Genomic DNA, 25,233 nt, shown 5'->3' with positions numbered 1-25,233 from the left:
TTTTCTATCACGCTGAAAAGAAGACAAAGGGCTAAAATCAAGTTCATTTTAGCCCTTTGTCAACAATCTGAATCCCTTTCTCTTTTTGAGAAGGGGATTTTTTAATTCCTGCTTCGGCGAACAGCCAACAGCATGAGGAAAGACAGGATCACAATACAAATGGTCCAAGCCCACGCAAGTTCCATTCGTCCAGAATCAATCGCCACATAGATGGCTGTTGGGAGGGTTTGCGTTTTCCCAGGAATGTTGCCAGCGAACATTAAAGTCGCTCCAAATTCTCCTAACGCCCTTGCAAAACTTAGAACCGCACCAGAGAGAAGAGATGGCAGTGCGAGTGGGACGGTAATATAGGCAAAGACCTGGAAAGAACGCGCACCATCAACTTTTGCAGCACCTTCAATGTCTGAATCAATCGTAGAAAAACCAGCTTTCGCTGATTGATACATGAGCGGGAATGCGACAACTGTCGATGCAATGACCGCTGCCCAATAAGTGAAGATGACAGGCTGATGGAAGATCCATTCAATCGCTTGTCCAATCACGCTGTTCTTCCCGAACGCAACGAGCAGCAGAAATCCTACGACCGTTGGCGGAAGGACAAGCGGCATCATGAGGAGCGTTTCCACGATCATTTTCCCTTTGAAAGATGTACGCGCCATCCAAAAACCAATGGACGTTCCTAAAACGACAGCCAATAATCCGCTGAAAGCAGCCACTTGTACGGACAGCCAGATAGGTGAAAGAAAATCTTCGGTCAGCATCGGCATTATTTCACTTGAAAGCCGTACTTTTTAAAAATCGCTGCGGCTGGATCTGATTGGAGATATTGAAAAAATGCTTTCGCCTCTTTCATGTCATCGGTCTGTTTTACAATGCCAACAGGATAAATGATGGGGGAATGCATGTCTTGATTTGCCTCATCTACTATCTTTACTTTGCGAGAAACGAGCGCGTCCGTCTTATACACGACACCAGCTTCCACATTCCCTGTTTCGACATAGTTTAATACTTGACGAACATCCTTGCCATAGACAGCGTTCTGTTTTACTTGGTCCCATATATTCAGTTTTGTGAAAATCTCTTTTGCATATGTACCAGCAGGAACAGATTCAGGTGTGCCAAGCGCTATCTTTCCTTTTATGTGATCAACATCGCGAAAGGTTTTGATAGAAGAGGAACCTTCTTTTGGCACGATGAGGACAAGCTCATTTTGTATGACATCCTTTGTATGATCCTGATCAATGTCGCCAGATTGAACAAGGTCATCAAAAGGCTCTTCAGCTGCTGAGAAGAAGAGATCCGCTTTTGCTCCTTGAGCGATTTGCTGTTTCAATGCGCCGGATGATCCGAAATTATTCGTGAGTGTCACGTTTGGATGATCATCTTCATAGGCAGATTCAATCTCTTTCAAAGCATCCTGCAGGCTTGCCGCCGCTGAAAACACAAGTTCTGTTTTTTTGCTTTGATCTGATGACGTCGACTCCGTTTGACACCCAGTCAGGAGCAAACAGATGGTGACGTAGGTTAAGAATAAATATTTCATGATCACACCTCTTTATCATTCAACATCATGTGTATCCTTTATTATAATCAAACTTATTTGACCATTCATAGCCTTTCAGGAAAAGAGAAAAGAAAAAGCCGCCAGAGGGCAGCTTTTAATGCTGATAAAAACGTAGTAAGTTCCCGTTGATCACTTTATCTGATAGAGACAGCTCTTTATTGGCTTTTTCTATATAAGGCTGGCATACTTCATCTTCTTCAACAGGTTGTTTTGTTTTTTGATCATAGCACGTGTTCTTTGTATAAAGATAATCATCCGTAATAAAGTTTCCATTTCTCAGCACAGCGAACGGTGTCCGTTCATTGGAGAAAAGATCATTCCCAAATTGAATAGAATCTTTTGATTCAATGCCGAGTAAATGAAGAAGTGTCGGTTTGACATCCATTTGACCGGCTGTTTCAGAAATGGTTTGAGGGGCCTCGTCTGTCACCCCAGGAATGTAAATCAAAAAAGGGACCCGCTGCAGTTTAACCGCATCAAACGGTGTGATTTCATCCTGCTTCAGCAGCTCTGCCATTGCCTCATGATGTGCTTCTGAAATGCCATAGTGGTCTCCCATCAGGACAAACATTGTATTTTCATATAGTCCTTCTTCTTTCATTCGTTCAAAGAACCTTTTGATGGCTTCATCTTGATAGCGGACGGTGGTCACATAGCGGTTTAAAATGGTGCTAGTCGAATCGTATTCATCAATGAACTGATCCTTTGGATCAATTTCAAATGGGAAGTGATTGGTTAAGGTAATAAACGTGCTGTAATAAGGCGTCTTCAGCTTTTTTAAATAATCGATAGATTGGTCAAAAAAGTCGATATCCTTTAAGCCCCAGCCAGTCGAATTCTGTTCATTGACATCAAATGAATCGACATCATAAAAGCGGTCAATCCCAAGAGATTCATACATCACATCACGATTCCAGAACGTTTTATTATTCGCATGAAATTGGACGGATTGATAATTCTCTTTTTTCAATTGCTTGTACAGTGTGTCATATTCGTTGTCACTCGCTGTGAAAAAGACAGCGCCACTGCTAGATGGATAGAGGGAGTTTGCGACGATAAACTCTGAGTCCGACGTTTTGCCTTGCTCTGTCTGCTGATAAAATTCATCAAAATAGAAGCTTTTTTTGGCAAGTTCATTTAAAAATGGTGTGATGTATTGTCCATTCACCTTTTGATTCATGACAAATTGCTGCGTTGATTCAAGTGAAATGAACACGACATTTTTGCCTTTAGCAAGTCCAAAGTAGTCTTCATTCGGTGCACTGTAATCAGCTTTTGTGTAGTTTGCCACTGTTGAAAGTGTATCTTCGTCAGCAAAGGCTTTTTGTCCAATTCGTGCTGTTTGAGCGGCACCGTCATACAAATGGAATTGAAACAGCCCAAGGTTTCGTACAATGACTTCTCGATCATATGAGCTTGTCAAAAATCGAGGGTGGTCCATCAAAGCTGAGCTGACATGGAACAATAGCAAGCTGCAGCAAACCACATAGTATGTTTTGATCGTCTTAAAAGACGCTTTTGGTGATAGCGGTTTCCGTTTTAAGAGCCATGCCAGCACCACAAAATCAATCAGCATGAGTATAAATAGCGGATGAAACAATTCAGTCATACTGCTGCCCATATCTCCCATGTTCTTTGCTTGAAATAAGACAGGAATGGTAATGAAATCAATATAAAAACCGTAAAAGATCGTATTCGATATCAAAATGGCTGTCAAAATAAAATTTGTGGTCAATAAAAAGACCTTTTGTTTCGTTTCATTTAAGAAAAGAGCAATCCCAAACAAAGGGAGCAAAAAGCTAAGTGGATTGATCAAAAGCAGCCATTCGTGAAACAGATTGGCCGTTCGTATATGAAATCCGAATTGATAAATGATGTATGTTTTCATCCACATAAAGAGGATGGAGTACACTAAAAACCAGTGATTTTTGAAAAACGCTTTCATTTATGTAACTCCTCACCATTCTGTATTCAGCTGCAAGGCAAAAACACTTATCTTAAAACTACTAAAAAAATGAGGAATGATCAATTCATATCCTGCTTTTTTGCAAAACTCTTTTTTCTTTTTCTAAAACGGCAATGGGATGGATATTCCGCAAATGACAGCCATGTAATAGCAGGTGACAATGGTCAGAGCAGCTAGTACGACTTGTTCTCCTGTGCTGCCTGTTTTGACATAAAAGGGGAGACGTACTTTCATGGATGCAGGGAACAAAAATTTAATACCGTTCACTGTGCCTGCATCAAGGATGAGGTGGCTTGCCATCCCAACTAGTAACCCGGTACTGAGGCTGTCATTTGGAATGTATGTTGTCGCAATAAAATAAATGATCAGCAGAAATAATAAACTATGTGTAAAGGTGCGGTGACCGAACACACTACTGATCAGTGTGGAAAGGAGCGGGAATTTCCTGCCGATTTTGCTTTTCGTATGACATAGATCTGGGATGAGGGCACCTACTGATCCAGCAGCAGCCATCGTCACTGGTTCGAATCCGTAATAATAGGCGACGGCTGTGGAGGCGGCAATTCCGCCCATAATATGTGTTTTTCCTGTCATGATGCGTACTCCTGTTCTGTTTTTTGTTCAAGTACTCACTATATCAAGGGTGAATCCATTCAGCAAGGCTTATTTCTAAAGAAAATGGGATAAAATAGTTGGCTGTTTGGAAAAACATTCTATAATAAGAAGGAAGTCATGTTGACACTAACGATAAGGATGCGATTCGGATGAGTAATGCAGACATTTTAAAAGAAATTGTTCTTGTACATTATGAAGTCAGCCGTAAATTAAACCGCAAGTTACTTGAGTTAGAAAAAGACATCACGCCTCCACAGATATATGCTCTTTCTATATTGATACAAGGAAAAGTATCACATGCTGAAGAGCTCAAACAAAGACTCTCTCTCAACCCAGGTGCCGCTTCCATTGCCCTCAATAAATTATGTGAGCAAGGCTACATTCAGAGAGAACGGGACAAGGACGATCATTCCCTTGTCCGGCTAGAAGCCACGGAAAAAGGGCTGGCTATTTACGAAAAGCATACACGTCTTTTTGGAAAGGTGATTCAGCATATGATGTCAGACTTCACAGAGGAAGACTTAAAGACCTTTCTAACGTATTTGCAAAAAATGAGACAGACCTTTCACGATGAATGAACTGCTCCTCTTTGTATAATGCTGAGCGCTGTAGCACAAATTAAACAGGCAAAGGCATTTTATGAAAAGGGGGGAAATAGCGATGTCATTTTTCCAAAAGGATAAAAAGGCGAAAAGCGAGAAAGACCATCAGCAGGTTGATCAGCTGTTAGAAGAAGCAAGTAAAGAACTAGCAGGCGATCCGCTTCAGGAAGCTGTCCAAAAGAAGAAAAACAACCATCAATAAGCTGACAAAAAGGCGGAGAATCATTTCTCTGCCTTTTTTCTATGTTTTTCCCTTTGACAGATATGAGAATGTTTGATAACCTTCGTGTAGTAAAAATGAATAGAAATCCTCACGCTATGTCTCAGTGAGGTAGAGGTTGCGCGGATGATGAGTCACTCATGGGAGAGATGGAATCGTTGATCATGAGAAAAAAGGCATCAGCGCCGAAGTGTAGAGAGAGCTCCAACTTTCTTTATGCTGGGTCTGCATTGAACAAATGCAGGACTGCCACGTCTTTGAAGCGTGGAGGGCTATCCGGAGATCAAGGTGTATGTTTTGAAAAGCATGGACTTTTGTTCAGGCTTTTTTTTATGTTCTGATTGCCTAAGAAAAGGGTATGCTGGTAAGAAAGTGACCCAACATGAACATAAAGAATGCAAGTCATTGCTTCACAAATATATCAATGAAGATACTGCCGGGTCTGGTCCAAAGTGAATATAACGGAGGTACGAAAATGGAACAGACAAAAAAATGGGGTTTTTGGTTATTGACGGCTTTTGTCGTCGGAAATATGGTAGGTTCAGGCATCTTTATGCTGCCTAGTACACTTGCCCAGCATGCAAGTCCTTTAGGTGTGACGATGGCATGGCTTGTCACAGGTGGCGGCGTACTGATGATTGCCTTTGTGTTTGGACATTTGTCCATTCATAAACCGCAGCTGACAGCTGGACCACAAAGCTATGCAAGAGCGCTTTTTAAAGATCCGAAAAAAGGAAAAGCAGCCGGTTTTACAATGGTTTGGGGATATTGGGTGGCAAGCTGGATTAGTAATGTCGCCATTATTACAAGCCTAGCTGGTTATTTAACAACCTTTTTCCCAATTTTAACCGTGAAAACGGAGATCTTTACTTTTGGAAAAGAAGCGATCACACTTGGTCAGCTCACAACGTTTATCGTATGTACAATCCTTCTATGGGGGACTCATACGATTTTAATTACAAGCTTAAGCGCAGCAAGTAAGCTGAACTTTATTACGACCTTTTCAAAGGTGCTTGGATTCGTCCTTTTTATTGTCGCAGGCTTATTTGCATTCCAAACCGCATTATTTGAACATTATTACTTCCCTGTTGAAGCAGCAAGTGGTGAAGGAGTGCTCGGACTTGGAGGCCAAATTCATCATGCGGCCATTTCCACACTATGGGCATTTATCGGCATCGAATCTGCTGTCATTTTATCAGGAAGAGCTTCCTCGCAGCGTGATGTCAAACGTGCGACGATTACAGGACTTTTAATTGCACTGTCTATTTATATGATTATTACCTTGATAACAATGGGCGTTCTGCCGCATGATCAATTGCAAGGTTCTGATAAACCATTCGTAGACGTGCTTCAGCTCATTATCGGACCGGCTGGCGGCATTGTCATGGCACTTCTTGCGATCATTTGTTTATTTGGTTCGATGCTTGGCTGGATTTTGCTTGGTTCTGAAGTCCCTTATCAAGCAGCAAAAGCTGGCGATTTCCCAGCAGTGTTTGCAAAAACAAACAAAAAAGGCAGTCCTGTTTTTGCTTTGACTGTCACAAATATCATGTCACAGCTGTTTATTTTCTCAGTCATGTCACGTACGATTAATGAAGCCTTTACTTTCTTAACAACATCAGCGACACTTGCGTATCTCATTCCGTATATCGTGTCGTCGATCTACAGCTTTAAGGTCATCATGCAAGGTGACACATATGAACTCCAAAAAGGAAACCGGACAAGAGACGGGATCATTGCGCTTGTGGCCATGGGGTATTCCGCTTGGGTCATTATTTCAGGCACAGCTGATTTAAAAACATTTGGTCTTGGTATTGGATTGTTCTTAGTTGGCATTTTACTCTACCCATTCATGTCCAAAAAATTTGCCAAAGGTACAGTTTAAAAAATACGTTTCTCCAGCATTGGAGAAACGTATTTTTTTATGAGGCAGATGTTAATCGATCCACAATAAATTCGAGCTGACCTTCTAGTGACACAGGGTCATTAAAGAAGTAACCGACTGTATCTGTTTCAAATACACGTTTGTTTTGGACAGCAGGAAGTGATGCCCAGATGCTGCTTTTATACACTTGATCGCCATTACTTTTTGAACCGCTCCATGGGCTTGTGAAAATATAATCACCTGCAAATTCTGGAAGCTTTTCAAGAGAAATGTTTGCATAACCGACACCACTGTCGATGGCTTCTTTTTGGACGGCCTTCGGAGCTTTTAATTTCAGCTCGTCATAAATGATTTCACCACCGCGTGCAAAAGTGTTACCGAAAATGTAAATGCCCTTATCGAATGGTGATACGATCGAAACGGTTTTGTTTCCTACAGCTTTTGTTACTTTTGGTTTCACTTCAGCAATTTTGGCATCCCATTTTGTGATCCAATCCGTTGCTTTTTTTGATGTGCCTGTCATTTTACCGAATTCTTTTAGCTGGTCTTTAAACGAATATTGATTGTATTGAATGGCAACTGTAGGTGCAATTTTTTTGTATTGATCAAATTTCTCATCTTCTCCCCAAGCAATGATCATATCCGGCTTCAAAGAGGCTACTTTCTCAACAGAGGGAGATTTTCCAATATTTTTCACTCCATCTGTTTTTCCTTTATAGAAAGGGTTTTTAAAGATGGGCGCAGTGGCAGCAATGGGGGTTTTGCCGAGTGTGACGAGATCTCCGTAATAGCTTTCCGCCAGAAGCACAATACGTTTTGGGTTTTGAGGCAGTTTCACTTCACCCTTTACATCTTGATAGGTGATCGTGTCATTTTTTTTGGCTCCCGATTCTTTATTGGAAGTGCTGCCGCAAGCAGCAGTAAAAATCATAAGGGTCATGAAGGAAATCAAAAGAAGTCCAGTTCGTTTTTTCACTAAAGTTCGCTCCTATTCAATTGTTTATGATAATGATTCTCATTCGCGATTATATCTTAACATGATAGAAGAAAAAATGCATCGGCTATTTTATGACCAAAATGAAAATGGTGAAATTCTCCCGGTTTTTTGATGAAAATAAAGAAATTTATTAGAACAAGGATTTCAAAACGTGAAGAAAGTGATATACTAGACTCCGAGATTGATAATCATTATCACTAATAACGAATAGATATGAACGGAAAGGAAGAGACTGGTTTTGGGCTCACAATCGAATAAACAGCTGTCAGCTAAAGATGATGCGATAGATATTGTGACAAAGCCTTTTGGTACAGCAGCTGTTGTCATCATAGGAATCATTGCTTTAGCATTTGGTCTTTTTTTATCAGTATCGCTAGGAGCGGCAAACATTCATTTACACACGGTATGGGAAGCCGTCTTTCATTTTGACTCACAACAAACCTCACATCAAATCATTAGGGAACTAAGGCTGCCGCGTACAGTTGGTGCCGCACTTGTCGGTGCCTTTTTAGCAGTATCGGGTGCCATCATGCAAGGCATGACAAGAAATGCGCTTGCGTCTCCTGAAATCATGGGTGTGACAAATGGCTCTGCATTTGCGATTGCCATTGCGTTTGCTTTTTTCCCAGGCCAATCTTCTTTTACATTAATTCTTTGGTCATTTTTGGGGGCAGCACTTGGCGCCTCTATTGTATTTGGGGTTGGAACCCTTTCAAAAGGGGGACTTACTCCTGTGAAGCTCGCATTAGCCGGTACGGCTGTTGGCGCACTTTTAAGCTCAATTTCCTCAGCGATTGCCATTCGATTTGACGTCGCGCAAGATATGAGTTTTTGGTACGCAGGCGGTGTGGCTGGTGTGAATTGGAGCAATATTAAGATCATCATTCCAGTTGCGGCTGTAGGACTGATCATCGCAATGATTCTTGCCCGCTCCATCACGGTTTTAAGCTTAGGTGATGAATTAGCAAAAGGGCTTGGACAATATACACGAACAGTCAAGGTACTTGGCATATTGGTCGTGATCCTTTTAACAGGTGCAGCCGTGTCAGTTGCAGGTTCTATTGGCTTTATCGGGCTTGTGATTCCTCATGTTACGCGTTTCTTGGTCGGCGTTGACTATCGCTGGATTATCCCTTGCTCAGCTATTTTAGGGGCTATTTTGCTCATTTATGCAGACATTGCGGCAAGGCTTGTCAATGCGCCGTTTGAAACGCCAGTGGGTGCCATTACAGCCATTATAGGCGTTCCTTTCTTCTTATATTTAGCGAGACGTGAAAGGAGCGGAATTTAAATGGAAATGGTGCAGCAGGCAAAGAAAAAGAAATACAAACGAACGATGGTCATGATCTTTTTAGCGATCGTGGCTGTGTTCCTAATAAGTTTAAATACCGGAGAGATAAGGATTTCTCCGATGGATACATTCAAAACATTTTTTGGACTCGGAAGTGAAATGGATGAGCTTGTATTATTCGAGTTCAGACTTCCGAGGATGGTCATCGCTTTACTTGTTGGCGCTTCTATCGCTGTATCAGGAGCCATTTGGCAAGGTGTTTCTCAAAATGGTTTAGCTGATCCCGGCATTCTAGGTGTAAATGCGGGTGCAGGTTTTGCGGTGGTTTTGTTTATCTTTGCCTTTCAGGGTTCGATGTCGAACTTAGGTGATTTTTCAATATTTGTACTGCCGCTTTTCGCTTTCGTAGGTGCCGCCTTTGCTGCATTCCTCATTTATGTGCTAGCGTGGAAAAAGGGCATTACGCCTGTTCGATTGATTTTAACTGGTATTGGGATCAATGCTGCATTTTCGGCAGCGATTGTGGTTATTCAATTAAAGATGAGCCCAAATGATTTTAACCAAGCCATTGTGTGGCTGTCAGGAAGTATTTGGGGCTCAAGTTGGACATATGTCTTATCAGTCGTGCCGTGGATGCTGATTTTTCTTGTATTAGCGATGGTGAGGGCACGCTACTTAAATATCATGAATTTGGGTGATCAGATATCTTATGGCTTAGGGATTTCAGTTCATAAAGAAAGAAGTTTTCTCATGCTGATTGCAGTTGCATTAGCCGGTGCGAGTGTCGCTGTTGCAGGGAGTATATCGTTCCTAGGGTTAGCGGCACCACACCTCGCAAGAAAGCTAGTTGGACCGAAACATCAAGGAATGATACCGGCGTCCGCTATGATTGGTGCACTGCTGTTATTACTTGCAGATACACTTGGGCGTGTCATACTTGCTCCATCAGAGGTGCCCGTTGGACTTGTCGTTTCTGCCTTAGGCGCACCTTACTTCATTTACTTATTGATGAAAACGAACTAATGAGGAAGGAGAGTACAACAGATGAAATCACTTGAAACAGAAAAGCTTTGTATTGGCTATCATGACCGTTTGATTGTAGACGATTTAAATATCAGCATCCCAAAAGGCAAGGTGACGACATTAATTGGGCCGAATGGGTGCGGGAAGTCAACGATTTTAAAAACAATGTCTCGTATTATGAAATCCCATCAAGGTGCTGTTTATTTAAATGGCCAGGCTATCCATCAAACACCAACAAAAGAAATTTCAAAACAAATGGCCATCTTACCGCAGACGCCTGAAGCACCAAGTGGTCTGACAGTTTATGAGCTTGTGTCATACGGACGTTTCCCACATCAAAATGGATTTGGCCGTTTATCAAATGAGGACAAACGAATCATCAGATGGGCACTTGAGGAGACGGGAATGATTGCATTTCATGACCGGCCAATTGAAGCACTCTCCGGTGGACAGCGTCAGCGGGTATGGATTGCGATGGCACTCGCTCAGGAAACAGAGCTGCTTTTATTAGACGAACCAACGACGTATTTAGATCTTGCTCATCAGCTGGAGATCCTTCAGCTATTAGAACGCTTAAACAGAGAGCAGGGCAGAACGGTGCTGATGGTGATTCATGACCTGAATCATGCTGCACGCTTTTCACATTACATGATTGCCCTCAATCAAGGGAAAGTCATTAAAGATGGTACGCCTCATGAGGTCATGACAAAAGAGGTGCTCAGTCAGGTGTTCCACATCGATGCAGAAATTGTTCTTGATCCGAGAACGAATAAGCCGATCTGTTTAACATATGACTTAATGAATCATGAAAGAAAGCTTGAAGCTGTGAACGGATAATAGATGGACAAAAAACTCGGTATGTATGACCGGGTTTTTTTGCATTTTTTGATATTACCTTGTTATGCCATTTTCTCCAGTTGATCTTTTTTCGCTTTTATGCAGAAAAGAGGTACTTTTTTACTTTGGACAATGGTAATATACGGTTAGAGATCATAGCTAGAAAGGAAAGAGATGCGTGGAAACAGCAAAAATATTGATTGCAGATGACGAAGAAGCAATTGTAAAAATGGTTGAACGCGTATTAAAAAAAGAAGGGTTTCAACATATTTATAAAGCCTATCATGCAGATGAAGCATTAGATATTGTCAAAAACGAGGACATCCACCTCTTACTTCTAGATGTGATGATGCCCGGTAAGTCAGGCTTTGATGTTCTGCCTGAAATCAGGAAAATGACGAAGGCACCGATTTTCTATTTAACAGCAAGAACGTCTGATGTTGACAAATTGACTGGATTTGCACAAGGTGCAGACGATTACATCACAAAGCCATTTAATCCGTTAGAGCTAGTAGCTAGAATTAAGGCGCACTTAAACCGAACTTATATCTCCTTACAGGAGGAGCAGGAAGAAGCGCACAGTCAATATGAATATGCTCATTTCTCGTACCATCCTCATGCAGCCGAGTTAAAAGTAAGGGGAAAGGTGACGGCTTGCTCAGCTCAGCTTTTGTCCTTGCTGAAGTATTTTTGTGACCATCCGAATGTGGTACTTTCAAAAGATCAAATCTATGAGAAAGTATGGGGTGTTCCGTCATATGGTGACAACAACACCGTCATGGTTCATATCCGAAAGCTGAGAGAAAAGATAGAGTTAGATCCAAGTCAGCCTGAATATATTGTGACGATCCGTGGTATGGGCTATAAGTTCATTCCGCAACCTGTGAAGGTTCTTCAATAGTTTATGAATTTACGAACAAAACTTTTCTTTCACTTTGTCGGACAAATGTTTATTGTCATCGTCATTCTAACGATCGGGCAAACATTCTCTGAAAATCTTTATTTTCAAAAGCGCTATGAGAATATGACTGAAACTGGTTTAACGAAGGCAGATGGAGATACACTCATGAGCTGGCTTTATTTTAACGAGGATGGAAAAATGGAAGCCGATGATCAGCTCAAACAAGCAGTGGAAAAACGTGATGGCTGGCTGCAAGTGATTGATTCCAAAAAACGCAATGTCTATAGCTATCAACTCCCTAAAAACATTCCAACATTCTATCAAAAGGATGAAATGATCAAGATCTTTGAAAAAAGACAATTTAAAGATTACAAGATGTACTTCTGGCCAATTGAGATTGATCAAGAAAGCTTTATCGTCTTATATGGATTTAAAACGAACAGCACAAAGGTAGCCAATTATCTCAAGCAGCATGAAAAAAACCTGGCTGCATTGTCTCAATATTCAGTTGAAACAAAAGAATTTTTGAAAAGAATGAATGGATCGGTGCATCTGTTTAATGAAGAAGGAAAATACTTAAAAGGTATCCGAGCCAAAAATAATTTGAAAAATAACGTAACGGATGTTGAACTGCTCAAGTATCAATCAAAGCCTTGGGAGTTTAGAAGTGACTTGTCTTATATCAGAGTGAATAAAGATCTGTATATGATTGTTTCGGTGCCAAACAAAGTATACAGCCCAGACGAGCTTTATGATAAAGAGACAGAGGCTTTAAACCAATATACAACGCTCTTGATTGCAGGTCTTGCGCTCACGATTATTATCGTTATGACATTATGGTACTCGTATCGCTATGGGCTACCGATCTATCACATTATCCGCTGGCTGATTTTCTTATCAAGAAATAAATTGCAAGAGCCAACAAATAGAAAAGGTATTCCAGTAAGTAAAAATAAAAAGGGCCGTATTAAGCGAGAGTATCGGCTGTTTGAGGATATCCTTAAAACAATGGATCAGCTCACCAATACGTTAAAAGAGAATGAAGCAAACCGAAGAAAAATTCAAACCACAAGGGAAGAATGGATCGCAGGGCTGTCTCATGATCTAAAAACGCCTCTTAGCACGATTTACGGTTATGGATTAATGCTAGAATCAGATCAATACCAATGGTCCAAGGAAGAAGTCATGGAAATGGGACAAGTCATTCGTGAGAAATCAGAATACATGTCGACCTTGATTGAGGATTTAAACCTCACGTATCGATTGAAAAATGGTGCATTGCCTATTAATCGAAAACCTGTTGAGCTTGGTGAATTTTTAGCCTCCATTATGGACGAGTTTTCAAGAAGCACGCTTTCTGAAGATTATATGTCATCCTTTGAAGATCAAACAGAGGGTGTCATGTTTGAGATCGATAAAGCCTGGTTTAGACGAGTCATTGAGAACCTGCTGGCGAACGCAGTGAAGCATAACCAGAAAGGCACTCTTATTCAAGCTGTTCTATCTGAAACAAATGATGAAGTTCGGATCGAAATGAAAGATAACGGACGCGGAATGGCGCAAGAAACGGTGGATCATTTATTTAATCGTTACTATAGAGGGACAAATACGAATGATCCAACAAATGGAACAGGATTAGGATTGGCGATTGCAAAAGAGCTTGTCTTGCTACACGATGGCGATATTCAAGTAGAAAGTGAATTAGGTCAAGGAACAACTATTGCGATTATCCTAAAGAAAACACCATCTGTAAAATAGCCAAAAAACGATTTTCTTTTCTAAAGGAGATCGTTTTTTCTTGTTTTAGGATTGAAATCGATTTTGTAAACGATTACAATAAAATTGTTAACGTGAACAAATTGATTTTCATCATTATAAGAAATGGGGGAGTTTGATGAAAGCCTTTTTAGATGAGCAGTTTTTATTAAACAGTCAAACGGCGGAAAAGCTATACCATGAGTTTGCAAAGAACCTTCCGATTATTGATTACCATTGTCATTTAAGTCCAAAAGAAATCTATGAAAATAAAACGTTCCAAAATATAACCGAAGCATGGCTTTACGGAGATCATTACAAATGGCGTGCCATGAGAGCAAATGGGATACCTGAAACACATATCACAGGAGATGCCTCAGATTATGAGAAATTTTTAGCATGGGCGAAAACCGTTCCGATGACGATTGGAAATCCTCTCTATCACTGGACCCACCTAGAGCTAAGACGGTATTTTGATGTCGAAGAACTTTTGAATGAAGAAAGCGCAGACATCATCTGGAAAAAAGTAAATAAAAAGTTGCAAGGAGACGGATTTGGTGCGAGAGATTTCATTGTGAAATCAAATGTTGAAACGGTTGTGACGACAGACGATCCGGTAGATTCGTTGATTTATCACCAACAACTGCGGGAAGAAGGCTTTTCTGTGCAAGTACTGCCAGGGTTTCGGCCAGATAAGGCATTAGATATCACAAATGACTTGTTTATCGAGTATGTTCAGCAGCTGGCGGAGGTTTCATCTATCCAGATCGAATCCTATCAAGACTTCATAAAAGCACTTCATATGCGAATCGATTTCTTTCATGAACAGGGCTGTTTGATTTCAGATCATGCCATCAATGAAATGACGTACGAAGACACGACGGAAGAAGAAGCTACGATCATTTTTCATAAAAGAATGTCTGGACATCCATTGACGGAAAAGGAGAAGGTTCAATTTAAAACGCACACATTCATTGAACTAGGTCAGGCATATGCTCAGCGGGGATGGGCGATGCAGCTTCATATCAATGCGCTCAGAAACAACAACTCGAAAATGTTTAAGCGACTTGGACCAGATACCGGATATGATGCAATGAATGATGAAGACATTGCAAAACCTCTTTGCCGCGTATTAGATCGGTTAGAACAAGCACATGCATTACCAAAAACCATCCTCTATTCCTTGAATCCAAGGGACAATGTGGTGATTTCAACGATAGCTGGAAGTTTTCAAGATGGAAAGACCCCTGGGAAAATGCAGCATGGAACAGCTTGGTGGTTTAATGATACAAAGCAGGGAATGACAGAGCAGATGATGGCACTTTCCAGTATCGGACTGATCAGCCGATTTATAGGGATGCTGACAGATTCACGAAGCTTCCTGTCTTACACAAGACATGAATATTTCCGTAGACTGTTATGTGACATCATTGGAGATTGGGTGGAAAAAGGTGAAGCGCCTAATGATCTCAATTTGCTAGGGGGAATGGTAAAAGGAATCAGCTATGAAAATGCAAAGCAGTATTTTCAATTTGAACGGGCAAATGAACTTCCGCATAAAAGCAAGATGATATGAACAAAAAGCAAGAATATGAAAGCGTTTTTATGATAAGATGATAAAAAATCATAAAAGGCGGAATAGCATGACAGTCACAATCAAAGATATAGCAAAATTGGCAAACGTTTCTCATACCACAGTATCAAGGGCTTTGAATAATAGTCCTTTTATTAAAGAGAAAACAAAACAAAACATCTTGTCGATTGCAAAACAGCTGAATTACTCACCGAATGTCCATGCCAGAGGCCTTGTCTCGCAAAAATCATATACAATTGGTCTGTTTTTTACGAGTTTAACAGAAGGCACATCCTCAAGTTTCTTTGTTGATGCATTAAAAGGCGTCAACAGTGTGATAACAGAAAACTATCATTTGGTTGTAAGAGGAATTGACGATTTTCACGATTACACAACCATTCATAAACAGCGGTATGATGGTATTTTGCTCATGAGCCAAAGCGAGCATGATGAAGCGTTTATCCATCATGTGAAAAAGCAGGGCATTCCCATTATTGTACTGAATCGCCGTGTAGAAAGTAATCAAGTGATGAATATATTAGCGGATGATGGTGAAGGGGCATACCAAGCTGCACACTATTTCATTCAGCAGGGGCATAAACAAATTGCCATTATTGAAGGGAAAGAAGGGTTTAAATCCACACAGGAAAGAAAAGCTGGTTTTTTGCAAGCACTCATTGACCATCATGTACCCATGAAGAAGGAATACATGATCATAGGCGACTATCATATGAAGAGCGGCTATGAATCAATGGAAGCCTTACTCACTCTTGATGATCCGCCAACTGCCCTTTTTTGCTCAAACGATGACATGGCGATTGGTGCGATGAATGCATTGTTTGCAAAAGGTAAAAGGTGTCCTGATGATCTCTCTATTATCGGTTTTGATGATATTTCATTTTCATCTTATACAACGCCTGCCCTCACAACAGTCAAAAAGCCAATTGAAAAAATGTGTGCGCTTGGAGCAGAAGCCATCCTTTCAGTCATCAACGGTGAAAAGCAAGAAGACGATCATCTGGAAAAAGTGTATGTCCACACAGAGCTGATGATTAGAGATTCAGTAAAAAAGGTGCAGTAATCAGCATCTTTTAAATAAAAATGTTCACGTGTGCAAAAAATGCGGGGAGGAAAAGCGTTTGAGACGATTATCCAAAGATGTGTACCCAGTGGCTGAATATCCTGAAACCATTCTACAAATTGGCGAAGGGAACTTTATGCGGGGATTTATGAATTGGCAGATTCAGAAGCTAAATGACTGTACAGATTTTAAAGGAAGAGCAGTGGTTGTTCCTCCTCGAAAAGGATCAGTGACCGCTCTAAATGAACAAGATGGTTTGTACACTTTATGTATTCAAGGATTTCATGACCAAAAAGAAATGAACGAACGGATCGTCATTCAATCCATCAGCAGGGGAATCAGCACATATACAGATTATGAAGCCTTTTTACATGTAGCGGAAAGTCCTGATGTGCGCTTTGTCTTTTCTAATACAACAGAGGCAGGACTTGTGTTAAGAAAAGAGGACCGATTAGAAGATCGGCCGCAAGTAAGTTTTCCAGGAAAGCTGACAGCCTTCTTGTATCACCGCTTCAAAGCTTTTTCTGGGGATGAGAAAAAGGGCTTGATCATTTTACCTTGTGAATTGATTGAACAAAACGGTGATCGATTAAGAGAATATGTGATCACAATGGCAGCTGAGTGGAATCTTCCGCCTGATTTTGTGGCTTGGGTCAAGGAAGCCAACACGTTCTGTAATACGTTAGTTGATCGGATTGTCCCAGGCTTTTCTCAGAAAGCAGCGGAGACTGTTCAAAAAGAAGAGGGGTATATCGATGAATTGCTTGTCACGGCAGAATATTACCACCTGTTTGTCATTGAAGCACCTCCGTTTGTTCAAAAAGAGCTTCCTTTTCAAGATGCAGGGTTAAACGTACTTTTTGTGGAAGATATCGCTCCTTATCGAATGAGCAAGGTTCGCATTTTAAACGGTGCACATACAGCGATGGTGCCGATTGCATATTCGTGTGGCTTGGACACTGTCAAAAAAGCGGTGGATGATGAGCATGTTGGTGTGTTCATTCGCCGCATGCTTGAGGAGGAGGTGCTGCCAAGTTTGCCACTTCCTGAAGAAGAGCTGCTTCTTTATACACAATCCGTTTGGGATCGATTCTGCAACCCTTTTGTCAAACATCAATTACTCGATATAGCCTTAAATGGTGTATCTAAATTTCGGGCGCGTATTCTCCCGTCTCTTCTAGATTATATAGAGCTAAAAAAACAGCTGCCTACGAAGCTTATGTTCTCACTGAGCAGTTTGATTTATTTTTATCAAGTCCATGCAGATCAAATAAAGGATGATGAGTCTGTGATGACATTCATGAAGGGAGCATGGGAGGAAGTGGACCATTCCTATGAATTAATGGTCGATCAACTTCTTTCAAACGAAGTTTTATGGGGGATGGATTTGACGAGGATCGCAGGGCTGAAGGATGAAGTAGCCGAGCAGCTCACCTGCATACATGAAAATGGCATGAGAGCTGCTGTTCACCAAATACTTCAATATGAAAGTCAGGGGGAGAAGGCATGAGAGACTTTGTTGTGATTCATCCTTCAGATAATGTTGGCATCGCTTTAAAAGTGCTTGAGCAAGGCGAAGAGCTTCAGCACCAAGGTCATACAATCATTTTAAAAGAAACCGTTGCTAAAGGTCATAAATTTGCATTGGCTGAGATCAAAGAAAAAGAGAATATCATCAAATATGGCTACCCCATTGGTCATGCATCCACTGCGATTTCGACTGGAGAATGGGTGCATACGCACAATATCAAAACGAATCTATCAGGTAAGCTCGATTACGAATACCGCCCTTCTTTAACAGAAAACCCCTATGAAAAAACGAATCTGACATTCAAAGGGTATAAAAGAAAAAATGGCGCAAGTGGTATACGAAATGAGCTTTGGATTGTCCCAACAGTTGGGTGTGTCAATGGCATTGCCGATCAAATCATTCAAATATTTACCGCTGAAATGGGGGGAAGCATCCATCCTTTTGAAACGGCGTTAGTATTAAAACACAATTATGGATGCTCACAACTTGGGGATGATCATGAAAACACAAAAACAATACTTCAAAATGCCGTAAAACACCCAAATGCTGGAGGGGTTCTCGTTCTAGGGCTTGGCTGTGAAAACAATGATATTGAGGATTTTAAAGCTACATTAGGGGAGTATGACCAGACGAGGGTGAAATTTTTAAGAAGCCAAGAAGTAGGGGATGAGATTGAGACGGGTGTCGCTTTGCTCAAGGAAATTTATGACGCAGCGAAAGAAGATCAGCGTGAAGACATTCCGTTATCTGAGCTGAAAATTGGCTTGAAATGCGGAGGATCAGATGGGTTTTCAGGCATTACCGCAAATCCACTTTTAGGTAGACTGTCCGATTTCATTGTGGCTCAAGGAGGGACCACCGTCTTAACAGAAGTGCCGGAAATGTTCGGGGCTGAAGAGATCTTAATGGAGAGAGCGGAATCAAAAGCGACATTCGACAATATTGTGCAGATGATCAATGATTTTAAACAATACTTTATGGATCATCGACAGCCAGTATATGAAAATCCTTCCCCGGGAAATAAAGCAGGAGGAATTTCGACATTAGAAGATAAATCTCTCGGTTGCACACAAAAAGCGGGTACTTCCGTTATAAAGGATGTTTTAACATACGGGGAGCTGCTAAAACGAAAAGGATTGAATTTATTAAGTGCGCCCGGGAATGATTTGGTTGCTTCATCTGCTCTCGCAGCGTCTGGCTGTCAGCTCGTCCTCTTTACAACAGGCAGAGGCACACCGTTTGGCACATTTGTTCCAACGATGAAGGTATCGACCAATACCGCTTTATATGAAACAAAAAAACATTGGATCGACTTTAATGCGGGGGAATTGCTTGAAGATGTACCAGAAGATGTGGTGCTAGAGAAATTCATTGCCACGGTGATTGATGTGGCGAGTGGAAAGCTGTTAAATCATGAAAAAAACAATTTTAGAGAGCTGGCCATTTTTAAAACAGGTGTGACACTTTAAGACGTCTGGGGGATAAGGAAATGTCTAAAAAACGGAATTTGATGTATGTGACAGCAGGAACAGTACTAACAGGAATTGGACTCGCACGTTTAGCAAAGCAAGGGAAAAAAGACAAAGAAACAAATGGCATAGATCAGGTGTTAAAGCAGATAAAAGCGCCAAAGTTCCCAGATCGTGAATTCAATGTCATTCATTATGGTGCAGATAACAAAGGGATAGAGCTTTCGACAAATGCTATTCAGTCTGCCATCGATGATGCACATCGTTTGAAAGGAGGGCGTGTGCTAATTCCTGAAGGGACATTTTTGACAGGCGCTCTAGAATTGAAAAGCAATGTAGAGCTTCATCTTCATGAAAACGCCTATGTGAGCTTCAGCCAAGATACACGTGATTATCTCCCGCTTGTTCTAACAAGATATGAAGGAATTGAGCTTTATAATTATTCACCACTTATTTATGCCCATCATGCAGAAAACATCGCGATTACAGGAGCAGGCACGCTGGACGGGAGAGGGGATGAACACCACTGGTGGCCTTGGAAGTATGGAACAAATGGTCAACCCTCTCAAGATCGGGATCGTCAGCTTCTTTTTGAAATGGCTGAAAAAAGAATACCAGTGGAAGAAAGGGTGTTTGGCGAAGGACATTATTTAAGATCAAGCTTTATCCAGCCATACAATTGCCAAAACATTCTCATTGAAGGAGTAACAGTAAAGGATTCACCGATGTGGCAAGTCCATCCGGTGTTAAGTGAAAACGTTATCGTCCGTGGGGTGAATATCATCGGTCATGGCCCAAATACAGATGGTGTGAATCCAGAGTCGTGCCGACATGTGCTCATTGAAGATTGTTATTTTGATAATGGCGATGATTGTATTGCCATTAAATCGGGCAGAAATGAGGACGGCCGGAGAATCGGTGTTCCATCTGAAAACATCGTCATTCGTAGAAATACGATGCGTGATGGTCATGGCGGAGTAACGATCGGGAGTGAAATCTCTGGAGGCGTCAAGTATGTATATGCAGAGGATAATGTCATGGACAGTCCGAACCTCGACAGGGCATTGCGCATTAAGACCAACTCTGTCAGGGGCGGTACCATTGAACACATCTATTTTAAAAACAATCTAGTGAAAAGCTTAAAGCATGAGGTGGTCTGTATCGACATGATGTATGAGGAAGGGGATGCCGGTCCGCATAGGCCTGTAGTCCGTCATATTGAAGTAGAAGGGTTAAAAAGCAGCGGAGGGCGATATGGCGTGAAGATCGCCGCATACTCACATTCCCCGGTCACACACTTTAAAATGAAAGACTGTGTCATTGACGATGTCACGTACCCTCTTTCATTGGAACATGCAGTATCTCCTTCATTTCAGAAAGTTGTCATTAATGGTGAACATATCAACCAATAGCGGAAGTGAAAACAGCCAGGTCAAAGGCTGTTTTTCTTTTATAAGGACAGACAAGACGTATTCGGAATCACATATACAACCTATCTGCACTGTAGTATAATATTCCCGAAATTAGAAAAGAATTGACGAAAGAGATGACGTCAAGCAGTACATAAAGCAGGGGGTTTATTGATGAAGAAGTTAACTGGTATTTGGCTATCATTGTTACTTGTGATCGGTGTTTTAGCAGGGTGTGCAGGTGCGGAAACGGACCAAAAAACAAACAGTTCAAAGCCTAAAGAGACAGAGGCTGCGGCATTTCCTGTATCCATCAAAGATGCAGCTGGTAAAACCGTTGAAATCAAAGAACAGCCTAAACGAATTGTTTCGTTAATTCCAAGTAATACAGAGGTTGCCTATGCCCTTGGCCTTGGAAATAAAATCGTTGGTAGATCAGACTTTGACAACTATCCAAAGGAAGTAGAAAAGGTGGAGAAGATTGGCGGTCTTGATTTCAATGTAGAGAAGGTTATTTCCTTAAAGCCTGATCTTGTCTTAGCACATGCATCACAAATGAGTTCAAAAGACGGCTTTAAACAGCTTGAAGATGCAGGTATTCAAGTGCTGACTGTTAATGATGCAGCTTCCTTCAAAGATGTGTATAAGTCTATTAATATGATTGGTGAAGCAGCTGGCGTAAAAGAGGCATCAACGAAGCTTGTAGATGAGATGAAATCAAAACTGAATGACATCAAAAAACAAGCAGAATCCATCTCCAAAGACAAACAAAAAACAGTTTTTGTCGAAGTATCAGGTGCGCCTGAAATTTATACAACAGGTAAACAAACGTTTATGGACGAAATGTTGTCTGTCATTCATGCAAAAAATGCTGCTGGCGACCAAACAGGCTGGGTGCAAATGACGGAAGAATCAATTATTAAACGAAATCCTGATGCCATCGTTACGATTGATGGCGCAAGTTTAGCTGATCTGAAAAAAAGAGACGGCTGGAAGGCGATCAAAGCAGTCAAAGAAAAACAAGTCTTTCAATTGAATACGGATCTGGCATCACGACCGGGACCGCGATTGGTTGAAGGAGTGGAGGCTCTTGCGAAAAGCATCTATCCTGACACGTTCAAATAAAATCATCATCGCATACACAGCAAGTGCTTTACTTCTTGTCGTGAGCATTGGAATGGGAATCTCATTTGGCAGTTTAGGGATTCCCATTCCTTCTATACTTCGGATCTTTGTTCATGAAGTATTTGGAATTCAGGCCGGAACCATTGATACAATTGACCGCAATATTATGATGAATATCCGGCTGCCGAGAGTGATATTAGCGGCGTTAGTCGGAGCAGCTCTGGCGTTATCTGGTGCAGCCTTTCAAGGTTTATTAAAAAATCCTCTCGCTGACCCTTATACACTTGGGGTATCTCAAGGGGCATCTGTGGGGGCTGTAGCCACATTGTTTTTCAGTTTGCAGTTTCCTTTGCTTGGCAGTTTTACACTGCCTTTTTTGAGTATGACAACAGCGCTTGTCACACTATGTCTCGTCCTCTTTTTTGCCCGTATGGTTCACCGAGGAATGAGCATTTCTTCTTTAATTTTGACGGGGGTCATCTTTAGCTCTTTTTTAGGAGCCCTCATTTCATTAATGATTGCGTTAACAGGTGATGATTTAAAAGAGATTATTCATTGGCTTCTAGGCAGTGTGTCTATGAGAGGCTGGCGATATATTGCTCTTTTCCTTCCTTTTTTCCTCATTGGTACATTTGCACTGATCTTGATAGGAAGAGATTTAAATGTGATGACATATGGCGAAGAAAAGGCAAAACTGTTAGGGGTGCATGTGAAACGGAGCAAATATGTGGTGCTGCTTGCTGGTTCGATTCTGACTGGAAGTGCGGTGGCTGTGTCAGGAACGATCGGATTTGTAGGACTGGTGATTCCACATTTTATCCGTCTTTTATCCATTACGGATCATCGTCATTTGCTGCCTTTGTCGATGCTGAATGGTGCTTCCTTTCTCGTTTTAGCAGATGTGCTCTCCCGTACGATCATTGAACCGACTGAATTGCCTATTGGCATCATTACGGCGTTAATTGGTGCTCCTGTCTTTGGTATCATCCTCATCCGCAGATATAGAGGAGGGACGCATCTATGATTCAAGTGAAGGAAGTTAGAGGAGGATATGGTGAAAAAGAGGTCATTCATGGCGTGAGTTTTGAAGTGGAGCGAGGGGAATTCCTCGGCATCCTTGGTCCGAATGGGAGCGGTAAGACGACGCTACTTAAAATGATCGCAGGTATTTTAGCACCTGAGAGCGGCCAAGTAACACTAAGTGGCCATCCAGTTCAATCCTACCGGCCAAAGGCACTTGCGCAAAAATTGGCGGTTCTTCCCCAGAAGACCGATCAAGCCTTTTCATTTACAGTGGAAGAAACGGTCCAGTTTGGGCGTTATCCTTATCAGAAAGGGTGGCTACAATCTGTTACGAAAGAAGATATCGAGATTGTCGGCAAGGTGATGGACCAAACAGATATTGCTCAATTTAAGGATCAATCCATCCATGAGTTAAGCGGTGGAGAACAGCAGCGGGTTTACTTAGCTCAAGCGCTGGCTCAGTGCCCTGACTATTTATTGCTGGATGAACCAACCAGTTTTCTTGATTTAGCTTATCAAAAAGAGTTACTCGATTTGATTAAACAAGAGACGGTTTCCTCTAACTTAACGGTGATCGGTGTGTTTCATGATGTGAACATTGCCAGTTTGTATTGTGACCGTCTGCTTTTGCTGAATGAAGGAAAGTTGGACATGCTGGGAGAACCGCATCATGTGTTGACCACCGAACGGGTGAACCGGGTGTATGAAACAGATGTAACACCTCTCCAACATCCACTGCGGGCAAACCCTCAGCTGGTAATTGAACCTGCGTCCATCTCTAAACATTCAAGGCTGAACTTAGCGGATGGGTGGAAAACATATGGCGCAAACGGAATGACATTTTCTACTCATCAGCCATTGCGCATCCTTTCATCACATGAGAAAAGCGGGGGTTTCTTTTGGACACGGTCCCTTGGAACGGGAACTGAAGCACTCCATGACATGCTGGATGATGAGGAAGGGAATTTATTTCTTGGTCAATCTGATGGGCCAAAGCAATACGCCGCTGAAGATGATGATGAAGATGTCCTTCTTTATGGGATGCATCAAGAAGGAGAGCTGTCCGTTTGGCTTGTGCTGAAAGGAACGATATCAGATGGTGCGTCTGTCCAGCTAATGGGCGAGCTGATGCACTTCATTAAACAAGAGACAAGTGTCCAGGTACATCATCTTTGTATCGCTGCTGCCAATGCAGAAGAAAAGGAGCATACTGCTCATTTACATGAAAGAGTCAGACAGAAAGTGAAGCATCTTCTTCATACGTTAAATGCAATGAAAAAGTGAACCGGTTGGTTCACTTTTTTTGTTGAAAACATCAACATCTACTTATGTCATCCACTGAATATTTGAAAAAAACGAAAAATATGTTGCTAAATAAATCATATTGCTTTTATAATAAGAATCATGAAAGCGTTTTAATAATTAGTTGTTTAAAAATGCAACAATCGGAAGGGGAGGATCATTTGAACATTCAGGGAATCATTCCAGCCATTTTGACACCGCTTACAGAAGAAGAGCATTTTCATCCAGAAGTGACAAAGCAACTCATTGATCATTTAATCGACTCAGGTGTGCACGGAATCTTTGCTTTAGGGACAAACGGCGAATTTCATTTGTTTTCAGAGGAAGAAAAGCTTCAAATTGCTGAAACTGTTGTAAAGGCTGCGGGCGGCAGGGTGCCTGTATACATGGGAGCAGGTGAGAATAGCACTGATGCAACCATTAAGCTGTCAAACAAGTTCGCAGAATTAGGCGTAGATGTCTTGTCGGTTATCACCCCTTATTTTGTTGCGCCATCACAAGAGGAGCTGTATGAGCATTTTCGTCATATTTCAGAAAATGTGACCATCCCCATCTTACTTTATAACATTCCATCAAGAACAGGTGTGTCACTTGCGCCAGAGACGGTTGCAAGGCTCAGCGTCCTACCGAATGTGTTAGGTATTAAAGACAGTAGTGGAGATATTGCCAATATCAAAGCGTATCTCGATGTCACAAAGGATGAAGAGTTTGTCGTGCTTGCAGGAACGGATTCCCTCATTTTAGAGACATTGAAGTTAGGCGGAACAGGTGCAGTGGCGGCAACGGCAAATGTGCTTCCCAAAACCGTCGTTGGCATTTATGAATCGTTTCAGCAAGGAAATCTTGACCAAAGTGAGCAATGTCAGCAGCAGCTCCAGCCGTTAAGAGCGACATTCACATTAGGAACGTTACCAGCACCTTTGAAAAAAGCAGCTGAACTTTCAGGGATTCCTGTAGGTCCGCCAAAAAGCCCGGTCAAAGCATTATCCGGCGAGGCTTTAGAAGCTGTGATGAACATGATGGAGAATTATCGGATACAAGCAAAAGCAGCAAAGGAGTCGTGA

22 protein-coding genes and 1 riboswitch are annotated in these 25,233 nt (G+C 41.6%); of the genes, 17 read left to right on the top strand and 5 right to left on the bottom strand.

Annotated features, from left to right (window positions below; genetic code table 11):
- Window positions 1–101: 101 nt before the first annotated feature.
- The 4 genes from modB to NSQ70_RS15340 form a co-directional block, all read right to left on the bottom strand.
- A complete protein-coding gene (gene modB, locus NSQ70_RS15355; protein WP_342502253.1) occupies window positions 102–767 on the bottom strand; it encodes a molybdate ABC transporter permease subunit in 666 nt (221 codons plus the stop codon).
- Window positions 767–1,543 carry a molybdate ABC transporter substrate-binding protein gene (gene modA / locus NSQ70_RS15350; protein WP_342502252.1) on the bottom strand — a complete coding sequence of 259 codons (777 nt, stop codon included), beginning with the start codon at window positions 1,541–1,543 and terminating at the stop codon, window positions 767–769. Before modA ends, modB begins: the two co-directional genes overlap by 1 nt.
- A 115-nt stretch (window positions 1,544–1,658) precedes the next feature.
- Entirely contained in the window at window positions 1,659–3,509 is a 1,851-nt protein-coding gene (locus tag NSQ70_RS15345; protein ID WP_058336922.1) for an LTA synthase family protein, read from the bottom strand.
- A gap of 123 nt (window positions 3,510–3,632) precedes the next feature.
- Window positions 3,633–4,124 (bottom strand): metal-dependent hydrolase, encoded by a 492-nt coding sequence (locus NSQ70_RS15340; protein WP_039168236.1) that lies wholly within the window; start codon window positions 4,122–4,124, stop codon window positions 3,633–3,635.
- A 170-nt stretch (window positions 4,125–4,294) separates the two neighbouring features.
- On the opposite strand from NSQ70_RS15340, the gene NSQ70_RS15335 reads away from it, so the two are divergent.
- From NSQ70_RS15335 to NSQ70_RS15325, 3 genes are all read left to right on the top strand, one after another.
- Window positions 4,295–4,723, top strand: a complete 429-nt coding sequence (locus NSQ70_RS15335; protein WP_007500254.1) for a MarR family transcriptional regulator — start codon at window positions 4,295–4,297, stop codon at window positions 4,721–4,723.
- 82 nt (window positions 4,724–4,805) lie between these two features.
- Window positions 4,806–4,949: a small acid-soluble spore protein SspJ gene (gene sspJ, locus NSQ70_RS15330; protein WP_008347117.1), complete on the top strand. Its 144-nt coding sequence runs from the start codon at window positions 4,806–4,808 to the stop codon at window positions 4,947–4,949.
- Window positions 4,950–5,071: 122 nt separating this feature from the next.
- Window positions 5,072–5,250, top strand: a riboswitch (Lysine riboswitch).
- Window positions 5,251–5,442: 192 nt separating this feature from the next.
- On the top strand, window positions 5,443–6,852 hold the full coding sequence (locus tag NSQ70_RS15325) for an amino acid permease (protein ID WP_035701368.1): 1,410 nt from the start codon (window positions 5,443–5,445) through the stop codon (window positions 6,850–6,852).
- A gap of 37 nt (window positions 6,853–6,889) precedes the next feature.
- On the opposite strand, the gene NSQ70_RS15320 is transcribed toward NSQ70_RS15325, so the two are convergent.
- The gene (locus NSQ70_RS15320; protein ID WP_047945408.1) at window positions 6,890–7,828 is read right to left on the bottom strand and encodes an iron-hydroxamate ABC transporter substrate-binding protein; all 939 of its coding nucleotides are present in this window, start codon (window positions 7,826–7,828) and stop codon (window positions 6,890–6,892) included.
- Window positions 7,829–8,087: 259 nt separating this feature from the next.
- Between NSQ70_RS15320 and NSQ70_RS15315 the strand changes: the two genes are divergently transcribed.
- From NSQ70_RS15315 to dapA, 14 genes are all read left to right on the top strand, one after another.
- Window positions 8,088–9,140: an iron ABC transporter permease gene (locus tag NSQ70_RS15315; protein WP_008347113.1), complete on the top strand. Its 1,053-nt coding sequence runs from the start codon at window positions 8,088–8,090 to the stop codon at window positions 9,138–9,140.
- A complete protein-coding gene (locus NSQ70_RS15310) occupies window positions 9,141–10,163 on the top strand; it encodes an iron ABC transporter permease (RefSeq protein WP_048003212.1) in 1,023 nt (340 codons plus the stop codon).
- 21 nt (window positions 10,164–10,184) lie between these two features.
- The gene (locus NSQ70_RS15305) at window positions 10,185–11,000 is read left to right on the top strand and encodes an ABC transporter ATP-binding protein (protein ID WP_017368048.1); all 816 of its coding nucleotides are present in this window, start codon (window positions 10,185–10,187) and stop codon (window positions 10,998–11,000) included.
- Window positions 11,001–11,178: 178 nt separating this feature from the next.
- A complete protein-coding gene (locus NSQ70_RS15300; protein WP_024719803.1) occupies window positions 11,179–11,901 on the top strand; it encodes a response regulator transcription factor in 723 nt (240 codons plus the stop codon).
- 3 nt (window positions 11,902–11,904) lie between these two features.
- Window positions 11,905–13,659, top strand: coding sequence for a HAMP domain-containing sensor histidine kinase (locus NSQ70_RS15295; protein ID WP_058336921.1), 1,755 nt, complete (start codon window positions 11,905–11,907; stop codon window positions 13,657–13,659).
- Window positions 13,660–13,795: 136 nt separating this feature from the next.
- A complete protein-coding gene (uxaC, locus tag NSQ70_RS15290) occupies window positions 13,796–15,232 on the top strand; it encodes a glucuronate isomerase (RefSeq protein WP_342502251.1) in 1,437 nt (478 codons plus the stop codon).
- Window positions 15,233–15,299: 67 nt separating this feature from the next.
- Window positions 15,300–16,310, top strand: coding sequence for a LacI family DNA-binding transcriptional regulator (locus NSQ70_RS15285; protein ID WP_217967838.1), 1,011 nt, complete (start codon window positions 15,300–15,302; stop codon window positions 16,308–16,310).
- 58 nt (window positions 16,311–16,368) lie between these two features.
- Window positions 16,369–17,820 carry a tagaturonate reductase gene (locus NSQ70_RS15280; RefSeq protein WP_342502250.1) on the top strand — a complete coding sequence of 484 codons (1,452 nt, stop codon included), beginning with the start codon at window positions 16,369–16,371 and terminating at the stop codon, window positions 17,818–17,820.
- Entirely contained in the window at window positions 17,817–19,310 is a 1,494-nt protein-coding gene (locus NSQ70_RS15275; RefSeq protein ID WP_017359255.1) for an altronate dehydratase family protein, read from the top strand. Before NSQ70_RS15280 ends, NSQ70_RS15275 begins: the two co-directional genes overlap by 4 nt.
- A 20-nt stretch (window positions 19,311–19,330) precedes the next feature.
- Window positions 19,331–20,722 carry a glycoside hydrolase family 28 protein gene (locus tag NSQ70_RS15270; protein WP_039168216.1) on the top strand — a complete coding sequence of 464 codons (1,392 nt, stop codon included), beginning with the start codon at window positions 19,331–19,333 and terminating at the stop codon, window positions 20,720–20,722.
- A gap of 171 nt (window positions 20,723–20,893) precedes the next feature.
- The gene (locus tag NSQ70_RS15265) at window positions 20,894–21,844 is read left to right on the top strand and encodes an ABC transporter substrate-binding protein (protein WP_342501601.1); all 951 of its coding nucleotides are present in this window, start codon (window positions 20,894–20,896) and stop codon (window positions 21,842–21,844) included.
- Window positions 21,810–22,868: an iron ABC transporter permease gene (locus NSQ70_RS15260; RefSeq protein ID WP_342501600.1), complete on the top strand. Its 1,059-nt coding sequence runs from the start codon at window positions 21,810–21,812 to the stop codon at window positions 22,866–22,868. The genes NSQ70_RS15265 and NSQ70_RS15260 overlap by 35 nt, the downstream gene beginning before the upstream one ends.
- On the top strand, window positions 22,865–24,151 hold the full coding sequence (locus NSQ70_RS15255) for a heme ABC transporter ATP-binding protein (RefSeq protein WP_342502249.1): 1,287 nt from the start codon (window positions 22,865–22,867) through the stop codon (window positions 24,149–24,151). Before NSQ70_RS15260 ends, NSQ70_RS15255 begins: the two co-directional genes overlap by 4 nt.
- A gap of 179 nt (window positions 24,152–24,330) precedes the next feature.
- Window positions 24,331–25,233, top strand: coding sequence for a 4-hydroxy-tetrahydrodipicolinate synthase (dapA, locus tag NSQ70_RS15250; protein ID WP_082181658.1), 903 nt, complete (start codon window positions 24,331–24,333; stop codon window positions 25,231–25,233).

It is taken from the genome of Bacillus sp. FSL R5-0397, from assembly GCF_038593395.1.
GTDB lineage: Bacteria > Bacillota > Bacilli > Bacillales > Bacillaceae > Bacillus > Bacillus altitudinis.
The sequence above is the reverse complement of the archived record's forward strand: the minus strand, read 5'-3'. Positions and strand labels throughout refer to the sequence as shown.

Excerpts from the sequence above, each read along its gene's own strand:
- modB (WP_342502253.1), bottom strand. The coding sequence starts at position 767 with ATGCCGATGCTGACCGAAGATTTTCTTTCACCTATCTGGCTGTCCGTA.
- modA (WP_342502252.1), bottom strand. The coding sequence starts at position 1,543 with ATGAAATATTTATTCTTAACCTACGTCACCATCTGTTTGCTCCTGACT.
- NSQ70_RS15345 (WP_058336922.1), bottom strand. The coding sequence starts at position 3,509 with ATGAAAGCGTTTTTCAAAAATCACTGGTTTTTAGTGTACTCCATCCTC.
- NSQ70_RS15340 (WP_039168236.1), bottom strand. The coding sequence starts at position 4,124 with ATGACAGGAAAAACACATATTATGGGCGGAATTGCCGCCTCCACAGCC.
- NSQ70_RS15335 (WP_007500254.1), top strand. The coding sequence starts at position 4,295 with ATGAGTAATGCAGACATTTTAAAAGAAATTGTTCTTGTACATTATGAA.
- sspJ (WP_008347117.1), top strand. The coding sequence starts at position 4,806 with ATGTCATTTTTCCAAAAGGATAAAAAGGCGAAAAGCGAGAAAGACCAT.
- NSQ70_RS15325 (WP_035701368.1), top strand. The coding sequence starts at position 5,443 with ATGGAACAGACAAAAAAATGGGGTTTTTGGTTATTGACGGCTTTTGTC.
- NSQ70_RS15310 (WP_048003212.1), top strand. The coding sequence starts at position 9,141 with ATGGAAATGGTGCAGCAGGCAAAGAAAAAGAAATACAAACGAACGATG.
- NSQ70_RS15305 (WP_017368048.1), top strand. The coding sequence starts at position 10,185 with ATGAAATCACTTGAAACAGAAAAGCTTTGTATTGGCTATCATGACCGT.
- NSQ70_RS15295 (WP_058336921.1), top strand. The coding sequence starts at position 11,905 with ATGAATTTACGAACAAAACTTTTCTTTCACTTTGTCGGACAAATGTTT.
- uxaC (WP_342502251.1), top strand. The coding sequence starts at position 13,796 with ATGAAAGCCTTTTTAGATGAGCAGTTTTTATTAAACAGTCAAACGGCG.
- NSQ70_RS15285 (WP_217967838.1), top strand. The coding sequence starts at position 15,300 with ATGACAGTCACAATCAAAGATATAGCAAAATTGGCAAACGTTTCTCAT.
- NSQ70_RS15275 (WP_017359255.1), top strand. The coding sequence starts at position 17,817 with ATGAGAGACTTTGTTGTGATTCATCCTTCAGATAATGTTGGCATCGCT.
- NSQ70_RS15270 (WP_039168216.1), top strand. The coding sequence starts at position 19,331 with ATGTCTAAAAAACGGAATTTGATGTATGTGACAGCAGGAACAGTACTA.
- NSQ70_RS15265 (WP_342501601.1), top strand. The coding sequence starts at position 20,894 with ATGAAGAAGTTAACTGGTATTTGGCTATCATTGTTACTTGTGATCGGT.
- NSQ70_RS15255 (WP_342502249.1), top strand. The coding sequence starts at position 22,865 with ATGATTCAAGTGAAGGAAGTTAGAGGAGGATATGGTGAAAAAGAGGTC.